The organism is Umezawaea endophytica, assembly GCF_025061645.1.
Classification (GTDB): Bacteria; Actinomycetota; Actinomycetes; order Mycobacteriales; family Pseudonocardiaceae; genus Umezawaea; species Umezawaea endophytica.
On sequence record NZ_JANYMP010000019.1, the window covers coordinates 19,315 to 41,145 of the forward strand.

18 protein-coding genes and 1 pseudogene are annotated in these 21,831 nt (G+C 70.3%); 7 read left to right on the top strand and 12 right to left on the bottom strand.

The annotated features are described in order from the left end of the window. Window positions 1-36 precede the first annotated feature (36 nt). The 3 genes from NZH93_RS32350 to NZH93_RS32360 all read right to left on the bottom strand — a co-directional run bounded on the left by NZH93_RS32350 (window position 37) and on the right by NZH93_RS32360 (window position 3,401). Entirely contained in the window at window positions 37-639 is a 603-nt protein-coding gene (locus tag NZH93_RS32350) for a dihydrofolate reductase family protein (protein ID WP_259627062.1), read from the bottom strand. Between the two features lie 115 nt (window positions 640-754). Continuing rightward, window positions 755-1,987 carry an SAM-dependent methyltransferase gene (locus tag NZH93_RS32355; protein WP_259627063.1) on the bottom strand — a complete coding sequence of 411 codons (1,233 nt, stop codon included), beginning with the start codon at window positions 1,985-1,987 and terminating at the stop codon, window positions 755-757. A gap of 16 nt (window positions 1,988-2,003) precedes the next feature. Continuing rightward, window positions 2,004-3,401, bottom strand: a complete 1,398-nt coding sequence (locus tag NZH93_RS32360; protein ID WP_259627064.1) for an FAD-binding oxidoreductase — start codon at window positions 3,399-3,401, stop codon at window positions 2,004-2,006. 111 nt (window positions 3,402-3,512) lie between these two features. On the opposite strand from NZH93_RS32360, the gene NZH93_RS32365 reads away from it, so the two are divergent. The 3 genes from NZH93_RS32365 to NZH93_RS32375 are packed head-to-tail and all read left to right on the top strand — an operon-like array spanning window position 3,513 to window position 6,472. Then, entirely contained in the window at window positions 3,513-5,117 is a 1,605-nt protein-coding gene (locus NZH93_RS32365) for an acyl-CoA dehydrogenase family protein (RefSeq protein ID WP_259627065.1), read from the top strand. Between the two features lie 2 nt (window positions 5,118-5,119). After that, window positions 5,120-5,785, top strand: coding sequence for a maleylpyruvate isomerase N-terminal domain-containing protein (locus tag NZH93_RS32370; RefSeq protein WP_259627066.1), 666 nt, complete (start codon window positions 5,120-5,122; stop codon window positions 5,783-5,785). Window positions 5,786-5,818: 33 nt separating this feature from the next. After that, window positions 5,819-6,472, top strand: a complete 654-nt coding sequence (locus NZH93_RS32375) for a biliverdin-producing heme oxygenase (protein WP_259627067.1) — start codon at window positions 5,819-5,821, stop codon at window positions 6,470-6,472. Between the two features lie 204 nt (window positions 6,473-6,676). Here the strand turns inward: NZH93_RS32375 and NZH93_RS32380 are convergent, their stop codons facing one another. The 4 genes from NZH93_RS32380 to NZH93_RS32395 all read right to left on the bottom strand — a co-directional run bounded on the left by NZH93_RS32380 (window position 6,677) and on the right by NZH93_RS32395 (window position 12,316). After that, the gene (locus NZH93_RS32380; protein ID WP_259627068.1) at window positions 6,677-7,828 is read right to left on the bottom strand and encodes an acyl-CoA dehydrogenase family protein; all 1,152 of its coding nucleotides are present in this window, start codon (window positions 7,826-7,828) and stop codon (window positions 6,677-6,679) included. 3 nt (window positions 7,829-7,831) lie between these two features. After that, entirely contained in the window at window positions 7,832-9,769 is a 1,938-nt protein-coding gene (locus NZH93_RS32385; RefSeq protein WP_259627069.1) for an acetyl-CoA carboxylase biotin carboxylase subunit, read from the bottom strand. A 5-nt stretch (window positions 9,770-9,774) separates the two neighbouring features. Continuing rightward, window positions 9,775-11,379, bottom strand: coding sequence for a carboxyl transferase domain-containing protein (locus tag NZH93_RS32390; RefSeq protein WP_259627070.1), 1,605 nt, complete (start codon window positions 11,377-11,379; stop codon window positions 9,775-9,777). 142 nt (window positions 11,380-11,521) lie between these two features. Next, window positions 11,522-12,316 (bottom strand): SGNH/GDSL hydrolase family protein, encoded by a 795-nt coding sequence (locus NZH93_RS32395; protein WP_372506939.1) that lies wholly within the window; start codon window positions 12,314-12,316, stop codon window positions 11,522-11,524. Between the two features lie 182 nt (window positions 12,317-12,498). Between NZH93_RS32395 and NZH93_RS32400 the strand changes: the two genes are divergently transcribed. Both NZH93_RS32400 and NZH93_RS32405 read left to right on the top strand, forming a co-directional pair. Then, complete coding sequence (locus NZH93_RS32400; protein WP_372506940.1) at window positions 12,499-13,113, top strand: SACE_7040 family transcriptional regulator; 615 nt, start codon at window positions 12,499-12,501, stop codon at window positions 13,111-13,113. A gap of 431 nt (window positions 13,114-13,544) precedes the next feature. Beyond that, the gene (locus tag NZH93_RS32405; RefSeq protein WP_259627072.1) at window positions 13,545-15,722 is read left to right on the top strand and encodes a phospholipase A2; all 2,178 of its coding nucleotides are present in this window, start codon (window positions 13,545-13,547) and stop codon (window positions 15,720-15,722) included. An 18-nt stretch (window positions 15,723-15,740) separates the two neighbouring features. Here NZH93_RS32405 and NZH93_RS32410 read toward each other — a convergent pair. The 5 genes and pseudogenes from NZH93_RS32410 to NZH93_RS32430 all read right to left on the bottom strand — a co-directional run. Beyond that, a pseudogene (locus NZH93_RS32410) lies at window positions 15,741-16,616 on the bottom strand (acyltransferase family protein); the annotation flags it as partial. Continuing rightward, the gene (locus NZH93_RS32415; protein WP_259627073.1) at window positions 16,603-16,749 is read right to left on the bottom strand and encodes a hypothetical protein; all 147 of its coding nucleotides are present in this window, start codon (window positions 16,747-16,749) and stop codon (window positions 16,603-16,605) included. The gene NZH93_RS32415 and the pseudogene NZH93_RS32410, both read right to left, overlap by 14 nt. Beyond that, entirely contained in the window at window positions 16,746-17,492 is a 747-nt protein-coding gene (locus tag NZH93_RS32420) for an alpha/beta hydrolase (RefSeq protein ID WP_259627074.1), read from the bottom strand. Before NZH93_RS32420 ends, NZH93_RS32415 begins: the two co-directional genes overlap by 4 nt. A gap of 51 nt (window positions 17,493-17,543) precedes the next feature. Next, entirely contained in the window at window positions 17,544-18,197 is a 654-nt protein-coding gene (locus NZH93_RS32425; RefSeq protein WP_259627075.1) for a response regulator transcription factor, read from the bottom strand. Next, window positions 18,194-19,333 carry a sensor histidine kinase gene (locus NZH93_RS32430; protein WP_259627214.1) on the bottom strand — a complete coding sequence of 380 codons (1,140 nt, stop codon included), beginning with the start codon at window positions 19,331-19,333 and terminating at the stop codon, window positions 18,194-18,196. The genes NZH93_RS32425 and NZH93_RS32430 overlap by 4 nt, the downstream gene beginning before the upstream one ends. Window positions 19,334-19,510: 177 nt before the next feature. On the opposite strand from NZH93_RS32430, the gene NZH93_RS32435 reads away from it, so the two are divergent. Both NZH93_RS32435 and NZH93_RS32440 read left to right on the top strand, forming a co-directional pair. Next, window positions 19,511-20,011 (top strand): hypothetical protein, encoded by a 501-nt coding sequence (locus NZH93_RS32435; protein WP_259627076.1) that lies wholly within the window; start codon window positions 19,511-19,513, stop codon window positions 20,009-20,011. A 246-nt stretch (window positions 20,012-20,257) separates the two neighbouring features. Continuing rightward, the gene (locus tag NZH93_RS32440; RefSeq protein WP_259627077.1) at window positions 20,258-21,817 is read left to right on the top strand and encodes a cellulose binding domain-containing protein; all 1,560 of its coding nucleotides are present in this window, start codon (window positions 20,258-20,260) and stop codon (window positions 21,815-21,817) included. Window positions 21,818-21,831 lie beyond the last annotated feature (14 nt).

The window sequence follows — 21,831 nt, forward strand, 5'->3', positions numbered from 1 at the left end:
CGCGTGCCCCTCCGGCGGTGACAGGGTCTTCCGCTCTCAGCGGATCACGCGGTAGCGCAGGTGCGTGACACCGTCGGACTCCACGACCCTGGTCTGCTCCAGCGCGATCGGACCGGGCCCGAAGTGGTCCAGCAGCCGCACCCCGCCGCCGAGCAGCAGCGGGACGAGGCTCACCTGGATCTCGTCCAGCTTCCCGGCCCGCAGCAGTTGCTGGGCCGGGGCAGCCCCGCACACCGACACGATCCGGTCCCCGGCGGCCTCCTGCGCCAGTTCCAGCGCCCGGTCGACGCCCTCGGTCACGAACACGACCCGCGGACTCCACTCCCCCTCAGTGGGCGGGTTGTGGGTGAGCACGAAGATCGGCACGTCGATCGGGTGCCCGTCCGCCCACCCGCCCGCGATGTCGAACGTCCGCCGCCCGCTGATGATCGCGCCGCCACCGGTCATCCACTCGTCCACCACGGGTTTGCTGGCCGACGGCGGCCGCAACCGCCGCTCGACCCGGTTCTCCTCGGGCCCCGCGCTCATCCAGGTGAACAGACCCTCCCCACCGCGACCGAGCGGGAACTCGGCCCCGTCGTCCGGCCCGGCGATGAACCCGTCCAGCGAGATGCTGAGGTCGACGATGACACTGCCCATGACTCCTCCACGTGCTCCGGCTGTCGGAGGTGAGACCGGTGGAGCACCGGGAACTCATCGCGCGGGAGGTAGGAGCACCTCCCGCGCGACGAGCGTCGGGCCCAGTCAGACCCGGTCAGGCCCAGTCGGGCCGGAGGGGCATCTTCGCGTCGGTGCGGTCGAGCTTCACGCCGAGCACCTGGTGGAGTTGGATGTTGTTGCGGTCGAAGCCCAGTCGGCTCGCGGCGAGGTACAGGCGCCACACGCGGGCCCTGGCCTCGCCGACCTCCTCGACCGCCTCCTCCCAGTGGTCGTCGAGGTTGCGGCCCCACGCGGCCAGGGTCAGCGCGTAGTGCTCGCGGATGTTCTCCTCGTGCCGCACCTCGAAGCCGGTGTCGGTCATCAGCGACACGATGTGGCCGGGTCCGACCAGTTCGCCGTCCGGGAACACGTACCGGTCGATGAAGCCGCCGGTGCGGGCCCGCTGGAGGTTGTTGGGGCGGGTGATGCAGTGGTTCAGCATCCGGCCGCCGGGCTTCAGCTTCCCGTACAGGGACCGGAAGTACGCGGGCAGCTTGGCCTTGCCGATGTGCTCGGTGAGGCCGATGGAGCTGATGGCGTCGAACCCCTCCTCGCGCACGTCGCGGTAGTCGAGGAAGCGGACCTCCGCCAGTTCCGACAGCCCGGCCTCGACGATGGCCTTCTGCGCCCACTCGGCCTGGTTGCGGGACAGCGTCACGCCGACCGCGCGCACGCCGTAGTGCTTGGCGGCGTGCATGACCATGCCGCCCCAGCCGCAGCCGACGTCCAGGAGCCGCATGCCCTCCTTGAGCCCGAGCTTCTTCGCGACCAGGTCGTGCTTGGCGAACTGGGCTTCCTCCAGCGTCGCGTCAGCGGACGGGTAGACCGCGCAGGTGTAGGCCATGGACGGGCCGAGCACCCACTCGTAGAACTTGTTGCCCACGTCGTAGTGGTGTGCGATGGCCTCGCGGTCGCGGGCCTTCGAGTGGCGCACCCCGTGCAGCCGCCGTTCCTGGGCGGGCACCTCGATCCTGTTGTTCACCCGCACCTTGCCGAGCAGGGCGAGCAGGTTGAGCCGCTGCGACCACGGCACTTCGCTCAGGCTCAGTTCCGACAGGTGCGCCAAGGCACCGTGGACGTCGCCGATGATCTCCAGGTTGCCCGTCACGTACGCGCGGGCCAACCCCAGTTCCCCTGGCGCGGAAGCCAGGTAGGACAAAGCCATGGGCGTGCGCACCTCGATGCGCGTGCCCGCCCCCTCCGGACCGGCGTGACTGCCGTCGTAAGCGCTGAACTCGACGGCCTGGTCACTGCCGACCACTTGCTGGAACACCTCCGCCAACCGCATGGGCCCCGGCTCCTTTCTACCTTCGGAGAACACACTTGGCGTACAGGCCGGGGAGTCGACTCCCCCTGTCGTACCGCCCCTTCAAGGCCAGGTAGGCCTCGCCGTTGTAGTGCCGCCAGAAGTCCGCTTCCTCGTAGTAGGAGTCGGAGTACAGCGACTTGTGCCCACCCAGCTCGGACACCTTCTCCTCGATCAACCTGTTGCGGCTGCCCATTTCTTCCCTCGGGCGCAGCGCGACCGTCGACCAGAACCCCACGTTCACGTACAGCGTGTCCGCGTCCATCGGGTAGAGGGGCCACCCGGTGCGGTCGCGCAGGCGGACCGGGCACAACCACACCGGGCTGATGCCGATCTCGCGCTCGAAGAAGTCCAGGAACTCCGGCAGCTTGTCGACCGGGATCTCCACGTCCTGGATCACCGGCTCCTGGACCGCTTTCGAGAGCCGGTCGCTGATCCCGTGCCGCCGGTCGAACGCGACGATCTTGCGGTAGACGTCGGACCGCAGGTACCGCTTGGGCCACAGCCTGCGGACGACGGGGTGCTGCGCGCCGAACGCGCGGGAGCACCAGAACCAGTCCGTGTCCCAGCGCCAGATGTAGTCGCGGATCGTCAGGTGGTCCGTGCGGTGCGACTGGATCGACCGGTAGAAGATCCCATTCCCGGTGTAGTCCGACGTGCCGGGCGCGGTCTCGGTGAAGTTCGCCAGCGTCAGGTACATCTCGGTGCCGGTGAACACCGTGCCGTCGATGAAGTCGACCGGCTCGCCCTGGTACTCGCCGTCGGCGCAGACCCCGGCGATGACCTCGGCGCACTCGCGCGCGTCGCCGAACGGGACGTGCCGCAGCCGCACGTACGGCTTGACCGGCTCCAGCTCGATCTCCAGCCGCAGCGCGTAGCCGAGCGTGCCGTAGGAGTTCGGGAAACCGCGGAACAACGGGTCTTGCGGGCGCACGACGACGACCTCGCCGTCGCCGGTGAGGACTTCCAGCTCCTTCACCGACTCGTGCGGGAGCCCGTTGCGGAAGGAGCTGGACTCGATGCCGAGCCCGGCGACGGCGCCGCCGAGCGTGATCGTCTTGAGCTGCGGGACGACCAGCGGCATGAGGCCGTGCGGGAGGGTCGCGTCGACCAGGTCCTCGTACGTCGTCATGCCCTGCACCTGTGCGGTGCGGGCCACTGGGTCGACCGACAGGACCCGGTTGAAGCGGGCCACGTCGAGCCCGCCCGCCTGGTCTTGGCGGAAGCGGAAGAGGTTGGAGGTGGGCTTGGCGAGGCGCACGGGACTGCCCGCGGGGATCGCGGCGTACTGCTCGCGCAGTGCCGCTACGGCCTCGGAGTGGGCTCCTGGCGGAGCCGCCTGCGCAGGGTGGCTGCTCACAGGTCCGACGTTAGGCCGATCATTCGATCTCGGCATCCCCAAATCACCCGACTGATACGCGGTGGTCCCACACTGTGGTCGAACGAAACCTCCGAGCAACGAACAACCGGACATTACCGACGAGTAGAACCGGTCTAGGCTGACGACATGACCCACGCCACACACGAGGTCACCAACCAGGTGCCGCCGCTGTCCGGTCACGACGTCGCCGCGGACCCCGCGCTGCTCGACGCGCTGCACCGCGGCGGGGCGGGGTGGGCCGAGGCCGAGGTGCACGAACTGGGCAGGCTCGCGGGCCTCCCGGAGACCCACGACCTCGCGCGGCAGGCGAACGAGAACCCGCCGGTGCTGCGGACGCACGACCGGTACGGGCACCGCGTCGACGAGGTCGAGTTCCACCCGGCGTGGCACCGGCTGATGGAGACCGCCGTGGGCCACGGGCTGCACGCGGCGCCGTGGCGCGACGAGCGGCCGGGCGCGCACCTGGCGCGGGCGGCCAAGATGTTCGTCTGGAACCAGGCCGAGGCAGGTCACGGCTGCCCGATCTCGATGACCTACTCCGCCGTCCCGGCGCTGCGGACCACCCCGGAGTTGGCGGAGCGGTTCGAGCCGCTGCTCGCCTCGACGGAGTACGACTTCGGCCTGCGCGCCCCCGAGGGCAAGCGCGGGCTCATCGCGGGCATGTCGATGACCGAGAAGCAGGGCGGCTCGGACGTCCGCGCCAACACGACGACGGCCTTGCCCGCGGGCGACGGCACGTACGTCCTCACCGGGCACAAGTGGTTCACCTCGGCGCCGATGTCCGACCTGTTCCTCACGCTGGCGCAGGCGCCCGGCGGGCTGTCGTGCTTCCTGCTGCCCAGGGTCCTGCCCGACGGCACGCGCAACGCGATGTTCCTCCAGCGCCTCAAGGACAAGCTCGGCAACAAGTCGAACGCGTCCGCCGAGCTGGAGTACGACGGCGCGGTCGGCTGGCTCGTCGGCGAGGAGGGCCGAGGGGTGCGGACCATCATCGAGATGGTCAACATGACCCGGCTGGACTGCGTGGTCGGCACGGCGTCCGGGATGCGCTTCGGCCTGTCCCAGGCGACCCACCACGCGGCGCACCGCAAGGCGTTCGGCAGCTACCTGGTCGACCAGCCGCTGATGCGCAACGTGCTGGCGGACCTGGCCGTCGAGTCCGAGGCGGCGACCACGGTCGCGATGCACCTCGCGGGCACGACGGGCGCGTTCCGCAGGCTGGCGCTGGCCGTGACGAAGTACTGGGTGTGCAAGCGCGGGCCCGCGCACGCGGCCGAGGCCCTGGAGTGCCTGGGCGGCAACGGTTACATCGAGGACTCGGGGATGCCGAGGCTGTTCCGCGAGTCGCCGCTGATGTCGGTCTGGGAGGGTTCCGGCAACGTCGCCGCGCTGGACGTGCTGCGCGCGATGGGCCGGGACCCCGAGTCCGTGCAGGCGTTCTTCGCCGAGCTGGACACCGCGCGCGGCGCCGACCGGAGGCTGGACGCGGCGATCGACGAGCTGCGCGCCGACCTGTCGGACACCGCGGACCTCGAACTGCGCGCCCGGCGGCTCGTCGAGCGGATGGCGTTGGCGTTCCAGGGTTCCCTGCTCGTCCGGTTCGGCCACCCGGCCGTCGCGGACGCGTTCTGCGCGTCCCGGCTGGCGGGCGACTGGGGCCTCGCGTTCGGCACGCTCCCCCGCGGCGTGGACACCGGCGCGATCGTCGAACGCGGGCTGCCGAAGCCTTGACCGTGGAGAGCGGTCGACTGCTGGACGTGCTGGCGGACGAGGTCCGCCGCCTCCGCGTGCTCGCGGGCGGCGACCTCGCCGCGCCCGTGCCCACGTGCCCCGGCTGGACGGTCGGCGACCTGGTGGAGCACGTCGCGCGGGGCTTCCGGACCGTGGTGGGCAAGGAGTCCGACCCGCAGGACGTCGGTCCGCCCGTGGCGCTGGACCAGGCCTACGCGGCGCTGGCTGCGGCGTTCGCCGAGCAGCCGGACCGGTTCTGGATCCGGCGGATGGCGCAGGAGGCGGCGATCCACCGGTTCGACGCCGAACTGGCGCTGGGTGCCCCGCTGACGCCGTTCCCGGAGGACTTCGCGGCCGATGCCATCGGCGAGATGCTGGACGTGTTCCTGAGGCGCGAGACGCACACCTGGCCGCAGGACTACGCGCCCGACCTGACCGAGTGGGGCACGCACTGGCTGCGGGTCGCGGACTGGCGGGTGGACGTGCACCCGCTTGGCGTGGAGGTGGCGCCGATCGACTCGGTCGACGCGGACGCCTCGGTGCTCGGCCGGCCGGGCGCGGTGCTGCTGTGGCTGTACAACCGCGGCGAGGACGTCGTGGTCAGCGGCGACCCGGAGCGGATCGCACAGGTGCGGCGGCTGCTGGCCACCGCGATGAATGCCACATGACAAAGGCATACAGGTAAGGCTAACCTTACTTACATGCCTGAGCCTCGGTTCTCGACGATGCTCGCCGCAGGCACCGCGGCGGAGCACGAGGGCGCGCAGTCCGCGCCGTTCGTGCAAGCACTGCTGTCCGGACGCCTGAACCTGACCGGGTACGCCGCGCTGGTGGCGCAGCACTACTTCATCTACCGCGAACTGGAGCGGACCGCGCAGCTCATGAGCGCCGACGCCGTGGCGCGCGAGTTCGTGTTCGGCGAACTCGTCCGACTGCCGTCACTGGAAGCCGACCTGGAACACCTGCTCGGGCAGGCGTGGCGCGCCGAGATCACGCCGGTGCCCGCGACCAGCGAGTACTGCCTGCGGATCGCCGAGGTCGGCGCGCGGTCGTCGACGGGTTTCGTGGCGCACCACTACACGCGGTACATGGGCGACCTGTCCGGCGGCCGCGCCGTGCGAGCCGCCGTCCGCCGCCACCACGACCTGCCGGAGGACGCGGGCACGCGGTTCTACGAGTTCGACGCGATCGAGAAGCCCAAGCTGTTCAAGGACGTGTACCGCGAACGCCTGGACGCGGCGCCCTGGGACGACGTCGAACGGCAGCGCGTGATCGACGAGTCCGTGCGGGCGTACCGCCACAACCACCGCGTGTTCGCCGACCTGAGCACGGACATCGAGCGGTTTGTGGCTTAAGACCACCCTGAATGGGCGGGGTTCCAGAGTTCCACGGAACCCCGCTCGCTGTATTTTTGGTCGCTGCTCCGCAGACTCCGGCTCGGCCGCCTGAAGTCGGCAGTTCGTGCCCCGATTTTTTCGAGCAGGGCAGAGACTTCGTCCCCGCCCTGCTCGAAAAAATGGTGACCCGACCTACCGACGCGGCCTCGCGTGGGAGTCGCCTTACAAACCCAGTTCCCTGGCGATCAGGATCCTCTGGACCTCGCTGGTGCCCTCGCCGATCTCCAGGATCTTGGCGTCGCGGTAGAAGCGCCCCACCGGGTACTCGTTCATGAACCCGTAGCCGCCGAAGATCTGCGTGGCCTCGCGGGCGTTGTCCATCGCGGCCTCGGACGAGACCAGTTTGGCGATGGCGGCTTCCTTCTTGAACGGTTCGCCGCGCAGCATCTTCGCCGCCGCCGCGTAGTACGCCAGGCGCGCGTTGTAGGTGCGCACCTCCATGTCGGCGATCTTGAACTTGATCGCCTGGTACTCGCCGATCTTGTGGCCGAACGCCTCGCGCTCGCCCACGTACTTCAGGCACTCGTCGACGCAGCCCTGCGCCAGGCCGACGCCGAGCGCGGCGATGGCGATGCGGCCCTCGTCGAGGGTCTGGAGGAACTGGGCGTAGCCGCGACCGCGGGTGCCGAGGAGGTTCGCCTCGGGCACGCGGCAGTCGGAGAACGACAGCTCACGGGTGTCGGAGGCGTTCCAGCCGACCTTGGAGTACTTCTTCGACACGGTGAAGCCCGGCGTGCCGGAGGGCACGATGATCGCCGAGATCTCCTTGCGGCCGTCGGGCTTCGTGCCGGTCACGGCCGCCACGGTCACCAGGCCGGTGATGTCGGTGCCGGAGTTGGTGATGAACGCCTTGGTGCCGTTGAGGACCCAGTGGCCGTCCTCCAGCTTCGCCGTGGTGCGCAACGCGCCCGCGTCGCTGCCACCACCGGGCTCGGTGAGGCCGAACGCGCCGAGCACCTCGCCGGAGCACATCTTCTCCAGCCACTGCGCGCGCTGCTCGTCCGTGCCGAACCGGAACAGCGGCATGGCGCCGAGCGAAACCCCGGCCTCCAGGGTGATCGCGACCGACGAGTCGACGCGGGCCAGTTCCTCCAGCGCCAGGCAGAGGGCGAAGTAGTCGCCGCCCATGCCGCCGTGCTCCTCGGGGAAGGGCAGGCCGAACAGGCCCATGCGGCCCATCTTGGCGACGATCTCGTACGGGAACTCGTTGCGCTCGTAGAGTTCGCCGATGACCGGGGCGACCTCGTCGCGCGCGAACTCCTCGACGGTCTTGCGCAGCGCTTCGTATTCCTCATCGAGGCGGAAGTCCAACATCGGTCACTCCTGGTGGGGGACTACGACGGCTAGGGTCTGGTCCAGCGCGACCTGTTGGCCCGCCTGGACGTTCACTTCGGCGAGCACGCCGTCGACCGGTGCGACGACGGTGTGCTCCATCTTCATGGCCTCGACGACGAACAGCGCCTGACCGGCGACGACCTCGTCCCCGGCCGCGGCCCGGACGACCAGCACGGTGCCCGGCATGGGACTGGTGACCGGCCCGGCCGCTCCCCCGCCGTGCTTCCCGGCGGATTCGAGGGGTTCGGTCTCCGTCAACGCCCACGAGCGGCCCTCGGACCCGAGCCACAGCACCCGACCGTCGCGCGCCATCGCGTACCGCCGCGTGCCGACGACCAGGTCGCCGTCGCGGACCACGGCCGTGGCGCGCACCGGTTCTCCTTCTCCCACGGCCACTTCCGCCCCGCGAACCCGGACCTCGGTGGTCTCCCGCCCGGCGACGTCGACCCGCAGGGTCGTCCACGCGTGCTCGCCGACGCGCCAGCCGCCGACCTGGTCCCACGGGTCCGCGCCGCGGCCGCTCAAGACCAACTGCCGCTCCAGGGCCGCCGCCGCGAGCACCTCGTCCGGCACCTCGTGCGTCACCAGCTCGTCCAGCTTGCGCTCGACCAGCCCGGTGTCCAGCCGACCGGCCCGAACGTCCACATCGGACAGCAGGGCGCGCAGGAACGGGATGTTCGTGGTGACGCCGAGCAGCACGGTCCGCCCGAGCGCGGCGTCCAGCTTGCGCAGCGCCTCCTCGCGGGTGCGGCCGTGGGCGATCACCTTGGCCAACATGGGGTCGTAGTCGCTGCCGACCCGCAACCCCACCTGGAGCGCGGAGTCCACTCGCACCTCGGTCGGCTCGTGCAGCGCGAGCACCTCGCCGCCGGTCGGCAGGAAGCCGCGCGCCGGGTCCTCGGCGTAGATGCGCGCCTCGACCGCGTGCCCGGTGAGCGGGACGTCGGTGAAGTCCAGCGGTTCACCGGACGCCACGCGGAGCTGCCACTCCACCAGGTCGACGCCGGTCACCAGCTCGGTCACCGGGTGCTCGACCTGGAGGCGGGTGTTCATCTCCATGAAGAAGTAGTCGCCGGACGTGCCGTCGACGATGAACTCGACCGTGCCCGCGCCCAGGTAGCCGACGGACTTCGCGGCGTCCACGGCCGCCTGCCCCATCGCCGCGCGCGTTTCCGGGTCGAGCAGCGGCGACGGCGCCTCCTCGATGATCTTCTGGTGCCGCCGCTGGAGGCTGCACTCGCGTTCGCCCAGGTGCACGGCGCCGCCGTGCGCGTCGGCCAGCACCTGGATCTCGATGTGCCGCGGGTTGGTGACGAACCGCTCGATCAGCAGCGTGTCGTCGCCGAACGACCCGCGCGCCTCCCGTCGCGCCGACTCGATCGCGTCGCGCAGCGCCGACTCCTCGTGCACCAGCCGCATGCCCTTGCCGCCGCCACCGGCGGAAGGCTTGAGCAGCACCGGGAACCCGATCTCACGAGCGGCGTCCACCAGCGCGTCGTCGCTCATGCCCGGCTCGGTGCGCCCCGGCACCACCGGCACGCCCGCCGCCCGCACGGTCAGCTTCGCGCGGATCTTGTCGCCCATCGCCTCGATGGCGTCCGGACTCGGCCCGATGAAGACCAGCCCCGCCTTCTCGCACGCGCGGGCGAACTCCGCGTTCTCCGCCAGGAAGCCGTAACCGGGGTGCACGGCCTGCGCGCCCGTGGACAGCGCGGCCTCCACGATCCTCTCGATCGAGAGGTAGCTCTCCCGCGCCGAAGCGGGCCCGATCCGCACCGCCACGTCGGCCTCGCGCACGTGCCGCGCGTCGGCGTCCGCGTCGCTGTACACCGCGACCGACCTGATCCCCATACCCCGCAGGGCTTTAACGACCCGCACCGCGATCTCGCCGCGGTTGGCCACCAGAACGCTGTCGAACATGCCGCTCACATCCGGAAGATGCCGTAGGAGACCGGGTCCAGCGGCGCGTTCGCCGCCGTCGACAGCGCGAGCCCGAGCACCTGGCGGGTGTCCGCGGGGTCGATCACGCCGTCGTCCCACAGCCGGGCCGTGGAGTAGTACGGGTTGCCCTGGTCCTCGTACTGCTGGCGGATCGGTGCTTTGAAGGCTTCTTCGTCCTCCGCCGACCACTCGTCGCCGAGCTGGTCGCGCCGCACCGTCGCCAGCACCGACGCCGCCTGCTCACCGCCCATCACGGAGATCCGCGCGTTCGGCCACATCCACAGGTAGCGCGGCGAGTAGGCCCGCCCGCACATCGAGTAGTTGCCCGCGCCGAACGAACCGCCGATGACGACGGTGAACTTCGGCACCCGCGCGCACGCCACGGCGGTCACCATCTTCGCGCCGTGCTTGGCGATCCCGCCCGCCTCGTACTCGCGGCCGACCATGAACCCGGAGATGTTCTGCAAGAACACCAGCGGCACCGACCGCTGGTCGCACAGCTCGATGAAGTGCGCGCCCTTGACCGCCGACTCGCCGAACAGGATCCCGTTGTTCGCCACGATGCCCACGGGGTGCCCGTGGATCCGCGCGAACCCCGTGACCAGCGTCGTGCCGTACTCCTTCTTGAACTCCTGGAACCGGCTGCCGTCCACGATCCGCGCGATCACCTCGCGCACGTCGTACGGCGTCCGGCTGTCCGTCGGCACGACCCCGTAGAGCTGCGCCGGGTCGACTGCGGGCTCCTCGCTCGGCTCGACCGCCCACGGCCGTTCGGCGCGCGGCCCCAGCGTGCTGATGATCGACCGCACCATCCGCAGCGCGTGCGGATCGTCGTCGGCCAGGTGGTCCGTCACCCCGGACGTGCGCGAGTGCAGATCACCGCCGCCCAGCTCCTCGGCCGTCACCACCTCACCGGTAGCGGCCTTCACCAGCGGCGGACCACCGAGGAAGATCGTCCCCTGGTTCCGCACGATCACGGCTTCGTCGCTCATCGCGGGCACGTACGCGCCGCCCGCGGTGCACGACCCGAGCACCGCGGCGATCTGCGGGATGCCGCGGCTCGACATGGTCGCCTGGTTGAAGAAGATCCGCCCGAAGTGGTCCCGGTCCGGGAACACCTCGTCCTGCCGCGGCAGGAACGCCCCACCCGAGTCGACCAGGTAGATGCAGGGCAGGTTGTTGTGCAGCGCCACTTCCTGCGCACGCAGGTGCTTCTTCACCGTCACCGGGTAGTACGTGCCGCCCTTGACGGTCGCGTCGTTCGCGACGATCACGCACTCACGCCCGGACACCCGCCCGACCCCGGTGATGATGCCCGCGGCGGGCGCCTCGTCGCCGTACATCCCGTCCGCCGCCAGCGGCGACAGCTCCAGGAACGGCGACCCCGGATCGACCAGCGCGTCCACCCGATCACGCGGCAGCAGCTTCCCGCGCGCCACGTGCCGCTCCCGCGCCTTCTCCGACCCGCCCCGCCCGGCCTTCGCGAGCTTCGCCCGCAGTTCGTCGACGAGGGTCGCGTGCTCCTTCGCGTAGCGCTGGAACGCCTCACCGGACGGATCGGCGGCGGTACGCAGGACCGGGGCGTCCATGGGCTCCTCGCGACGGTAGTTAGCAGCCGTTAACAACACCGATGTTAGCGCCTGTTAACCACCCCGTCCACCGGACCCACGAGCCCCCTGCGGACCCCAGCGGTCCGGCCGCCCACGACCAGGCGACCGAACCGCCGCGCCCTCAGCCCGCAGCCGCCGTCAACGCGGGCAGGTAACCGAGCCTCTGACCGTCCCGGTTCGGGTGGTACGACTCGTCGACCGGGAAGCTGAGGCTGTTCAGCCACCAGTCCCCGGAACAGATCTCGTGCCCGGTGAACGCCGTCCGCACGTCCTTGTACGTGAACGACTTCGCCCCGGCCCGCCCCGAGATCACGGTCGACAGCACATCGGACGCCGAGTTGATCGCGGCCCGCTTCGTGTCGCTCAACCCCACGTTGCACGACCCCGGCACCTTGTACATGCGCGGATACCCGAGCACCACCACCTTCGCCGACGGCGCCCGCCCGCGGATCTGCGCGTAGACGTTGTCGAGCAGCCCCGGCAACGTGTTCTGCGCGTACGACTTGGCCGTGTTCGTCCGGTTCACGCAATCCTGGTCGGACCCGAACGTGCAGGTCGTGATGACATCGGTGAACCCGGCGTCGTTCCCACCAATTGAGATGGACACCAACGTCGTGGACGCGGCCAACGACCCGACCTGGCCGGAAAGAACATCACCCGTCCGAGCACCAGAACAAGCCACGAAGGTGAACGAGCTGACCGAATGCGCCGCAGCCCACAACGCCGGGTACGAATAGTTGCTGCGCTTGCAGGAACCACTGGAAGAAATATAGGAACCGGTACCCAGACCAGACGAGTACGAGTCACCGAGAGCAACGTAGTTGACCGCCGCCGGAGCAGCAGCCGCAGGTAGAACCATGGACAGGAAAGCAGCAGCGGCCATGCCCGCCACCGCCAGCAAACGCACAGGGCGCATCGAGGTCTCCCCAGGAGAAGCAGCACAGGTGTGATGCCGAACACACGATTGTTACCACCTGGTACCTCTATATAAAAAGATCAAGTCAAGAGTTAACGAACCACAAATTGATCTAGAAAACCCCAACCGGAGACCACCACCACACCACCGAGGTTTACGTTCGCTAACCCAGAGGTCTTAGGATGGACCCCGTGCCGGACACCGACCCAGCCAAACCAACCCGCCGCGAACAGATCCTGACCGCGGCAGCAGAACTCTTCGCCCGCCACGGCTTCCACGGCGTGGGCATCGACGACATCGGCGCGGCGGTAGGCATCTCCGGCCCAGCCCTGTACCGCCACTTCCGCAGCAAAGACGCCATGCTGGGCGAAATGCTCACCTCCATCAGCGAACGCCTGCTGGACGGCGGCCAACGAAGAGTAGAAGCCTCAACCACCCCAGACGACGCACTCCGCGCCCTGGTCGGCTGGCACGTCGACTTCGCCCTGGACGACCCAGCACTGATCACAGTCCAGATCAGAAACCTGGCAAACCTGACAGACCCAGACAGACGCCGAGTACGCGCACTACAACGCCGGTACGTAGAGGTCTGGGTGGACACCATCCAACGCACAGTGGAAAACGCAGACGAACCAACAGCCAGAGCCGCAGCCCACGCGGTATTCGGCCTGATCAACTCCACCCCCCACAGCGCCCACCTGGACCGCGCCCAGATGGCAGCACTACTGAGCCGAATGGCCCTGGCCTCCCTGACCACAGCGGGAGCCCTGGAAGAGACACCCACCGCCGCCCGCTAGCAGTAGGTAGTAGCCCGCAGGGCGCTAGGCACGAAAGCCCGGCAGCCCAACAAACGCGAGGCGCCGCCCTAAAAGCGTGGCCGATTTTACTTGGGGTTTTGCCCCTTAAAATTGATGATCGGGTAGGTCTTCAGCCTGCCCTTTTGGCCCGATCAAAGGGGCAAAAGAGGGGTCCCCAAGTCAAATCGGCCACACCACGCTGGAAGCCGCACCAACCCACCCACCACCGCTGGAAGCCGCAGCCACCCACCCGACCCCGCTGGAAGCCGCAGCCGCCGACCCGCACCACAAACCCGCCCCCCATTTCGCCCTAAACCGAACCACCGCCCCAACCCGCCCCCACCAACAAGCCCTCAAACCCACCCCCTCCCACCAGCCCTTAAACCCCCGACTGGCCATCAAGCGTTGTCATTCCGTAACCTAACTTTCCAATGGGCGAAGCACCGGCAAACAACGACACCGGAGGATGGCCGGGCATCCGGCTCCTCTCCCGCTTACCCGCGTGGTTCCGCTTCGTGGTGGTGACCCTCGTCGTGTTCGTCTGCGGCGTGATCGCCTCCCGCCCCGCGGGCGCGACGGACGACCGGCCGCTGAGCCAGGACGTGGCGGCGGCTTCCAGAGCCGTGTCCTCCATGACCAACCCCTCCCGGCGCAACCCCCTCGACGACTTCCCCAGCGACTTCGGCCAGGTCCAGGGCCGGAACCCGATCACCGTCACCACCCGCGACGGCGCGCAGCGCGCCATCCACCCGAGCGGCGAGTGCTCCGGCCCGGCGGGGGAGACCGAGTGGGACTTCAGCCTCGCCTGCAAGGCGCACGACCTGGGCTACGACCTCCTCCGCTACGCCGAGAGCAAGGGCCAGCCGCTCGGTCCGGCGGCCCGCAAGTCGATCGACGTCCAGCTCTCCGAGGACATGCACGCCCAGTGCCGGGCGAACCCGCGCGGCGCCGAGACCCAGTGCCACGCCGTCGCCCAGCTCTACGCGGGCGGTCTGAGCTTCAACTCGTGGCGCCAGCGCTGGGGCCCTCCGGGGCACGAGCCGGTCCTCGCCTGGGGCTTCGGCAGCGCCGTGGTGGTCTTCCTGCTGCTCGCCCGCCTCCCCGGCCGCAAGCGCGGGCCGACCAACCCGCACGCCCCGGAGTTCAGCCCGAAGCCCGCCGCGCAGGACCGCTACGCCACGTTCCTGCGCCTGGCCAGCCTCGGTCTGGTCGTGCTGGGCCAGTCCGTCCTCACCGTCATGCACTGGGCGGGCGTGAGCGCGAACTGGCTGTGGCTGCTGACGTGGGTCCTCCAGGCCGTCCCGATCTTCTTCTTCGCGGGCGGTCACGCGAACCTGCTGGCCTGGCAGGAGATCAAAGCTCACCACGGCGGCTACGGCAGGTACCTGTCGAGCCGGATCGCGTGGCTGCTGCGCCCGGTGCTGGCGTTCGTCCTCGCCTGGCTGGTGCTCCCGCTCCCCCTGGAGCTGCTGGACGTCCCCAAGGTCCGCGTGGAGGCGTTCGGCAGGCTCATCGCGTACCCGCTGTGGTTCCTCGGCGTCTACCTCGTGGCGGTGGCCGTGACGCCGCTGATGGCGTGGCTGCACCGCCAACTCCGCCTTGGCACGCCGCTGATGCTCACCGTCGCCATGGTCACGGTCGACGGCGTCCGGGTCGTCTTCGACTGGCGCACCGGCGGCTACCTCAACCTGCTCCTCGGCGCGCTCTTCCTCCAGCAGCTCGGCTTCTTCTACGCCGACGGCACGCTCCGCCGGGTGTCCCGCAAGGTCCTCGGCGTGCTGGCGTCGCTCACCGTGCCCGCGCTGCTCGGCCTGATCACCTACGGCGGCTACCCGCGCACGATGATGGCGATGCCGGGCGAGGTCGGCTCGAACCTCAGTCCGCCCACCGTCTGCCTGCTGGTGCTGGGTCTCGGCCAGATCTGCCTGGTCACCGTCCTGCGCGACCGCGCGACGGTGTGGCTGGCGGGCAGGCACCAGTGGAACGTCGTCATGTTCGCCCGCACCGCCCCGATGACCGTCTACCTCGGCTACCTGACGATCCTCGCGGCCGTGGTGGGCGTACTGGGGCTGCTGGACGCGCCGGACGCCGCCGCGTTCACCGTCGCGGACTGGCTCGCCCGGCCGCGGTGGCTGGCGGTGCTGGTGCTGCTCCTGCTGCCCGTCCTGCTCGTGTTCCACCGCTTCGAGCGGCACGCGTCGCTGTTCCCCGTCTTCCACTGGACGTCAGCGGAGTCCCACCGCTCCCGGCTGGCCGCCACGCTGGGGGTCGCGTTCGGCGCGTTCGGCGTGCTCGGTTTCGTCGCCACCGGGTTCGCGGGCACCAGCGCCACGCTGATCGTCCTCCAGGTCGACCCCTTGCAGAACCTCATCCACCTCCTGCTGGGCTGGTACCTGCTGCACGCGGCCCGCGCGGGCACGTGCCACGGCCGGACGTCGTGGCTCCTGGCCGCCACCGCCTGCGTCCCCCCGCTGCTCGTCCTGGAGCCGAACACCATCGGCGTGGTCCTGCACGTCAGCACGATCTGCCTCGCGCTGCTGGCGGCGGTCGCGAAGCAGCACCCAAGTCACCAGGCCGAACACCGGCAGCCAGAGAAGGCGCTGGCCTAGCCACCCGAGCCCGTCGGGGGTGGTGAGCAGCCCCGGCAGCGGACCGAAGGCGGACCCGACCAGCGTCACGACCAGCAGCGCGCTCTGGTGCACCAGGAAGATCGACAGCGCCCGCCCGTTCACCCACGCGACGAGGCGGGGCAGGAACGCGGGCCGCACCACGAGCACCACACCGATCTGCGCGAACGCCAACGCCAGTGCCGCCGCGGACGGCGGGGCGAGGTTCGACCGCTGCCCCGGCGTCCCGACGGCGCTGGCCGGGTAGCCGCCGTACCGCACCAGCGACCAGAACCCGACCACCCCGACGAGCACCAGCACCACGCCCCACGAGCGCCGCAGGCCAACGCGGGCGACCACCACCCCGACCTGCCAGGCGGCCCCCCACACGGCGACGACGTTCACCGCCGGGACGTCGAGCAGCACGACCAGCAGCACCGGCAGGGCCACGGCCGCCACGCCCAGCGAGCGGTCCAGCAGCCGGAACACCGGCATCAGCGCGGACAGCAGCAGGTAGACCCCGAGGAACCACAGCGGCGTCGTGACCAAGTGCACCACGGACAGGAGCGTGACCTGCGGCAGCCCGCGGAACCACAGCCCGCCCAGCACCACGACCCAGAACCCGAGCAGCAGCAGGACGGGCACCACGACGCGCCGCACCCGGCCGAGCAGCGGCGCACCGGACCGGGCCGCGGCGAACCCGCCGACGAAGAAGAACAGCCCCAACGTCTGGAGCACCCACGTCACCGGCACGAGCCCCGGCATGAGCCGCAACGGGCTGTCCACGCCCACGCCGCCGACACCGGCCACCGTCGCGGTCACCAGCCAGTGCCCGACGACCACCCCGACCACGGCGACGGCCCGCACCGTGTCGACGACCGGATCACGACCGCTCATCGTCCACCTCCGGACCACGGGCCGCCCGAACGCCCGCCGCGCCGCCCGCCCCGCACGCCGCCAGCCAGTACGCGGCCAGCACCACGCCGGTCAGCACGTCCGCGAGCAGCTCACGCCACCACCGGCGCCTCATCGCGCGTCCCCCACCACTACCCGCACGATCTCGGCCAGCGCGACCCCGCCCACCCGGTAGTACTCGTCGTGGCTCCCGTCGCCCGCCGGGAAGGCCCGTGCCCCGAACTCCGGCGCGACCGGATCTGCCCCGTGGCCCAGGTCCCCCACCCGCACCTTCGGCACCCACCCCGTCCAGTCGCCGGACGATCGCGCGGCCCACACCCGAGCCCCCGTGCGGAGTTCCGCGACCGACGACGCCCGAACGCCCGGACTCCCGGTGAGCACGACGTCCCCCACCCCGCTCAGGTCGGCCGACGCGCACACCACCGTCCCGTAGCTGTGACACAGCACGGAAACGTGCGCGGCGGGCAACTCCCGCAGGAAGGAGGCCAGTTCCACGGCCCCGGCGCGCGCCAGCCCGCCGGTGGCGGCGTCGATCCCCAGCCCCTCGGGCGTGTCGTACCCGAGCCACGCGACCACGGCCACGTCGTCACGGCCCGCGGCGGAGTGGACGGCGCGGGCCATCGCCAGCAGCGACCCGAACCGCCTAACGTCCACATCGGACCCCGGCACCACCACGGCGATGTGCCGCGCGCGCTGGAGGTCCCCCAGCGCCACCACGAGACGGCCCCGACCAGCGGGCTCGAACCGCGGCACCCGCACGTCGGCGGGGAACTCGGGTCGGGTCTGCGCGACGGCGCCCGCGGACACCGGCGACACCACGATCAGCAGCGCGGCCACGAAGGCGATCACCTTGGACATGACCGAAAACTACGAAGACCACCCCCGCGGGATCGTCACCCCGCGGAGCCACTACCCCGGTACGACGAGCCCGCTCTCGTAGGCCGCGATCACGGCCTGGGCCCGGTCGCGCAGCCCCAGCTTCATCAGCACCCGGCCGACGTGGGTCTTCACCGTCTGCTCCGCGACGAACAGGTGCCCGGCGATCTCCCCGTTCGACAGCCCCTGCGCGATCAGCCGCAGCACCTCCGTCTCCCGCTCGGTCAACGAGGTCAGCTCGCGGGGCCGAACCCCGTGCGCGGGCTGGGACTTCACGAAGTCCTCGATCAGCCGCTTGGTGATGGACGGCGCCAGCAGCGCCTCCCCGCGCGCCACCACCCGCACGGCGTCGAGCAGTTCCCGCGCGGGCGCGTGCTTCAGCAGGAACCCGCTGGCCCCGGCCCGCAGCGCCTCGTACACGTAGTCGTCCAGGTCGAACGTGGTCAGCACCAGCACCTTCACCGGGTGCGGCTCGGCGGCGAGCAGCCGCGTGGCCTCCAGCCCGTTCATCTCCGGCATCCGGACGTCCATCAGCACGACGTCCGGCAGCAGCCGCCGCACCGCGGCCACCGCGGCGATCCCGTCGCCCGCCGAGCCGACCACCTCGATGTCGGCCTGCGCGTCGAGCAGCGCGGAGAACCCCTCGCGCACCATCTCCTGGTCGTCGACCACGAGCACCCTGATCACTTGTCCCCCAACGGAATCAGCGCCCGGACCTCGAATCCGCCGTCGGCGGTGCCCGACGCGGTGAGCGACCCGCCGTGCACCGCGACGCGTTCCCGCATGCCGGTCAGCCCGTGCCCGCCGCCGCCACCCAGTGACGCGCCGCCCCGAGTATTGCGCACCACCACCTCCAGCGAGCCGTCCACCGCCCGCAGCACCACGGACACCGCGCCGCCGGGCTCGTGCCTGGCGGCGTTGGTCAGCGCCTCCTGGACGATCCGGTACGCGGTCAGCCCGACGGACTGCGACACGTCCAGCGGGGGCAGGTCGACGAAGGCGGACGCGCGGGCTGCCAGGTCGGGGATCTGCTCGATCCCCGGCTGCGGTGCCCGGTCGGCCTCCTGCCCCGCGCTGCGCAGCACCCCGAGCAGGCGCTGCATGTCCGTGATCGCCTCGCGGGCCGCCTCGCCGAGTTCGGCGAACTCGCGCACCCCGGCCTCCGGCAGGTCGGCGATGCGGTAGGGGGCGGTCTCGCAGCGCACGACGACCATCGACATGTGGTGCGCCACGACGTCGTGCATCTCGCGCGCGATGCGCGCGCGTTCCACGAGCGCGCCCTTCTCCGCCCGTTCCCGCTCGATCTCCACCTCGGCCCGGCCGCGCGCGCCGAAGGCGTACCCGCCCAGCAGGACGAGCCCCAGCACGATCGCGGACTCCGGGTAGTAGCTGACGCCCTTCAGCGCCCCCGCGAAGCCGAGCAGGCCCAGCGTGAGGAGGCCCGCCGTGCGCACGACCGAGCGCGAGTAGAGCAGGGCGACCGCGAGGACGGTGGGCAGGTAGAAGCACCACTGCCAGCCGCTCATCACCGGTTCGGCCGAGCCGTGCACCAGGACGTCGACGAACAGCCCGACCGTCGCGAGCCTCCACCCGGTCAGCGGGGAACGGACCAGCAGCCCGTAGGAGCCCGTGACGACCGCGAAGTACAGCGGCCAGACGCCGTCCGGTTCGTGGAGGTCCACGTACTCCACGCTCGCGATGATGGCGACCACGACGGAGTAGATCATGATCACAGCGACGCCGAACCGCCGGAAGCGGACCGGGAGCACGCCGAGAGCGGGTGTGTGGTCCCTCAGGGCCACTACCTGGAGCAAGGAACGCATCACCAGCCGATGCTAGGTCGGTGGGCGGCGCCGGTCGTGCCGCCTCGGGGTGACATACCCCGGTATCACCCCGTACGGAGGGCCGCAAGGCATTGCGGCACCCGATCACCAAGCGGTAGGCAGTGGGGACAGAGGACGGGCGAACCACGCCGCCGTCCCGTGTTGAAAGATGGTGCGATGACCTCGCAGCACGATCCGGATCGCTGGTCCCGGCTGACCGCCGTGGCGGGCGAGGCCTTGGCCGCGGCCAAGGTCGGGGAGGACGCTGTCGCGGTCGACCTCGTGACCGGCTACCTCAGCGGTTCACCGGAGGGCAACGAGGAGATCAGGGAACTCGTGCTGCTGCTGTTCTCCGAGTGCAGCGGCATGGTCGCGGCGCTCGGTTCGGGCGGGGCGACGCCGGTGAAGATGCAGGTCTTCGACGAGGACGGCCAGGAGGTCCCGATCGACGACGCGGACCCGCCGGTGCGGACCGCGATCCGTACTCTGCTCGCCGAGGTGCACGGCGACGAGGAAGCGGCGGCCGAGCAGATCGAGATCGCCCTCACGAACGGCGCTCCGCAGGAGCTGGCGACCGTCGTGCTCCAGGCGCTGAGGTGGACGGTGAAGCTGGCCGCGGAGTGCCAGACCCGCGACCTTGAAGTGCCTGACTGGATCACCACGTCGCTGGAGGAGTGACCGCTTCCCGCGGAATTGGGAAACCGAAAACCATTTCCGTTCCCTAATTGTCCGAAGCGCGAGCGACAGAGTATTTCCGATTCGCCCGAAACCGTTCCGGTCGTGCTCGCGCAAATGCGCTCACGGCCGGTTCACACCCTTGACACGGGCTCTGGTCCAGACCATTGTCAGTCCCTGACCAGCCCCGACCCTCCTGAGGTCGGACGTGGTCGCCCTGCACCCGCCACCTCCACTTCAGGGGCAACAATGAAACTCCGACTCGGCGCGCTGCTCTGCCTCAGCGCGTTGGCCCTCACTTCCGTGACGTCCCCGACCGCTTCGGCGGCCGACGGCGTCACCGCGACCTTCACCAAGACCGGTGACTGGGGAACGGGCTTCGAAGCCCGGTTCACCGTCGCCAACAACGGCGCGAGCGCCCTCTCCTCCTGGCGCATCGAGTTCGACATGCCCTCCGGCAGCGCGATCACCAGCCACTGGGACGCCGACCTGACCCGCTCCGGCGACCACTACGTGGCCGTCAACAAGGGCTGGAACGGCGCGGTACCCGTCGGCGGCCAGGTGGGCTTCGGCGTCCTGGGCACCGGCTCCGGCTCACCCGTCAACTGCAAGGTCAACGGCGGTTCCTGCACCGGCGGCGGTGGCGGCGACACGACCCCGCCCAGCACCCCCACGGGCCTCGCGTCCACCGGCGCCACCGCGAACTCCGTGTCCCTGACCTGGAACGCGTCCAGCGACAACGTCGGCGTCACCGGCTACGACGTCTACCGCGACGGCTCGGTCGCCACGACCTCCACCGGCACGTCGGCCACGGTCGGCGGCCTGTCCGGGAGCACCGCCTACACGTTCACCGTCAAGGCGCGCGACGCCGCGGGCAACACGTCCGGCGCCAGCAACCAGGTGTCCGTCACCACCAAGCCCGGTGGCGGCGACCCCGGTTCCGGCACCGCCGCCCCGTACCTCTACCTGGGCTGGGGCAACCCGCCGAGCCCGGCGGCGGTCATGCGGGAGACCGGCGTCAAGTGGTTCACCATGGCGTTCATCCTGTCCTCCGGCGGCTGCAACCCGGCGTGGGACGGCAGCCGACCGCTGTCCGGCAGCGCCGACGCGGCGGCCATCGCCGAGATCCGCGCCAACGGCGGTGACATCGTCCCGTCGTTCGGCGGCTGGAGCGGCAACAAGCTCGGCCCGAACTGCTTGACGCCCGAGGCCCTCGCGGGCGCCTACCAGCAGGTCATCAGCGCCTACGGCCTGAAGGCGATCGACATCGACATCGAGAACTCCGACGAGTTCGAGAACGAGACCGTGCAGGACCGCATCCTGACCGCGTTGAAGATCGTCAAGCAGAACAACCCCGGCATCAAGACGATCGTCACGTTCGGCACCACGACGTCCGGCCCGAACTACTACGGCGGGCGGCTCATCGAGCGGGCGGCGGCGCTGAACGCGAACATCGACGTGTTCACGATCATGCCGTTCGACTTCGGCAGCTCGAACATCCAGAACGACACGATCGCCGCGGCCACCGGGCTGAAGAACAAGCTGAAGACGGCGTTCGGCTGGTCCGACTCGGTGGCGTTCGCCCACGTCGGCATCTCCGGCATGAACGGGCTGTCCGACCAGCAGGAGCTGACGTCGGTGGAAGCGTGGACCGCGATCCGCGACTGGTCGAAGTCCAACGGCCTCGGGCGGCTCGCGTTCTGGTCGGTGAACCGCGACCGCGGCTGCCCCGGCGGCGGCGTCAACGCGTCGTGCAGCGGCATCTCCCAGTCCGACTGGGAGTTCTCCCGCATCACGGCCGGTTTCTAGACCTCTGCGACACG

Coding starts and splice junctions, on each gene's coding strand:
- NZH93_RS32350 (WP_259627062.1), bottom strand. CDS start 639: ATGGGCAGTGTCATCGTCGACCTCAGCATCTCGCTGGACGGGTTCATC.
- NZH93_RS32355 (WP_259627063.1), bottom strand. CDS start 1,987: ATGCGGTTGGCGGAGGTGTTCCAGCAAGTGGTCGGCAGTGACCAGGCC.
- NZH93_RS32360 (WP_259627064.1), bottom strand. CDS start 3,401: ATGCCGAGATCGAATGATCGGCCTAACGTCGGACCTGTGAGCAGCCAC.
- NZH93_RS32365 (WP_259627065.1), top strand. CDS start 3,513: ATGACCCACGCCACACACGAGGTCACCAACCAGGTGCCGCCGCTGTCC.
- NZH93_RS32375 (WP_259627067.1), top strand. CDS start 5,819: ATGCCTGAGCCTCGGTTCTCGACGATGCTCGCCGCAGGCACCGCGGCG.
- NZH93_RS32380 (WP_259627068.1), bottom strand. CDS start 7,828: ATGTTGGACTTCCGCCTCGATGAGGAATACGAAGCGCTGCGCAAGACC.
- NZH93_RS32385 (WP_259627069.1), bottom strand. CDS start 9,769: ATGTTCGACAGCGTTCTGGTGGCCAACCGCGGCGAGATCGCGGTGCGG.
- NZH93_RS32390 (WP_259627070.1), bottom strand. CDS start 11,379: ATGGACGCCCCGGTCCTGCGTACCGCCGCCGATCCGTCCGGTGAGGCG.
- NZH93_RS32395 (WP_372506939.1), bottom strand. CDS start 12,316: ATGCGCCCTGTGCGTTTGCTGGCGGTGGCGGGCATGGCCGCTGCTGCT.
- NZH93_RS32400 (WP_372506940.1), top strand. CDS start 12,499: ATGGACCCCGTGCCGGACACCGACCCAGCCAAACCAACCCGCCGCGAA.
- NZH93_RS32405 (WP_259627072.1), top strand. CDS start 13,545: ATGGGCGAAGCACCGGCAAACAACGACACCGGAGGATGGCCGGGCATC.
- NZH93_RS32415 (WP_259627073.1), bottom strand. CDS start 16,749: ATGAGGCGCCGGTGGTGGCGTGAGCTGCTCGCGGACGTGCTGACCGGC.
- NZH93_RS32420 (WP_259627074.1), bottom strand. CDS start 17,492: ATGTCCAAGGTGATCGCCTTCGTGGCCGCGCTGCTGATCGTGGTGTCG.
- NZH93_RS32430 (WP_259627214.1), bottom strand. CDS start 19,333: ATGCGTTCCTTGCTCCAGGTAGTGGCCCTGAGGGACCACACACCCGCT.
- NZH93_RS32435 (WP_259627076.1), top strand. CDS start 19,511: ATGACCTCGCAGCACGATCCGGATCGCTGGTCCCGGCTGACCGCCGTG.
- NZH93_RS32440 (WP_259627077.1), top strand. CDS start 20,258: ATGAAACTCCGACTCGGCGCGCTGCTCTGCCTCAGCGCGTTGGCCCTC.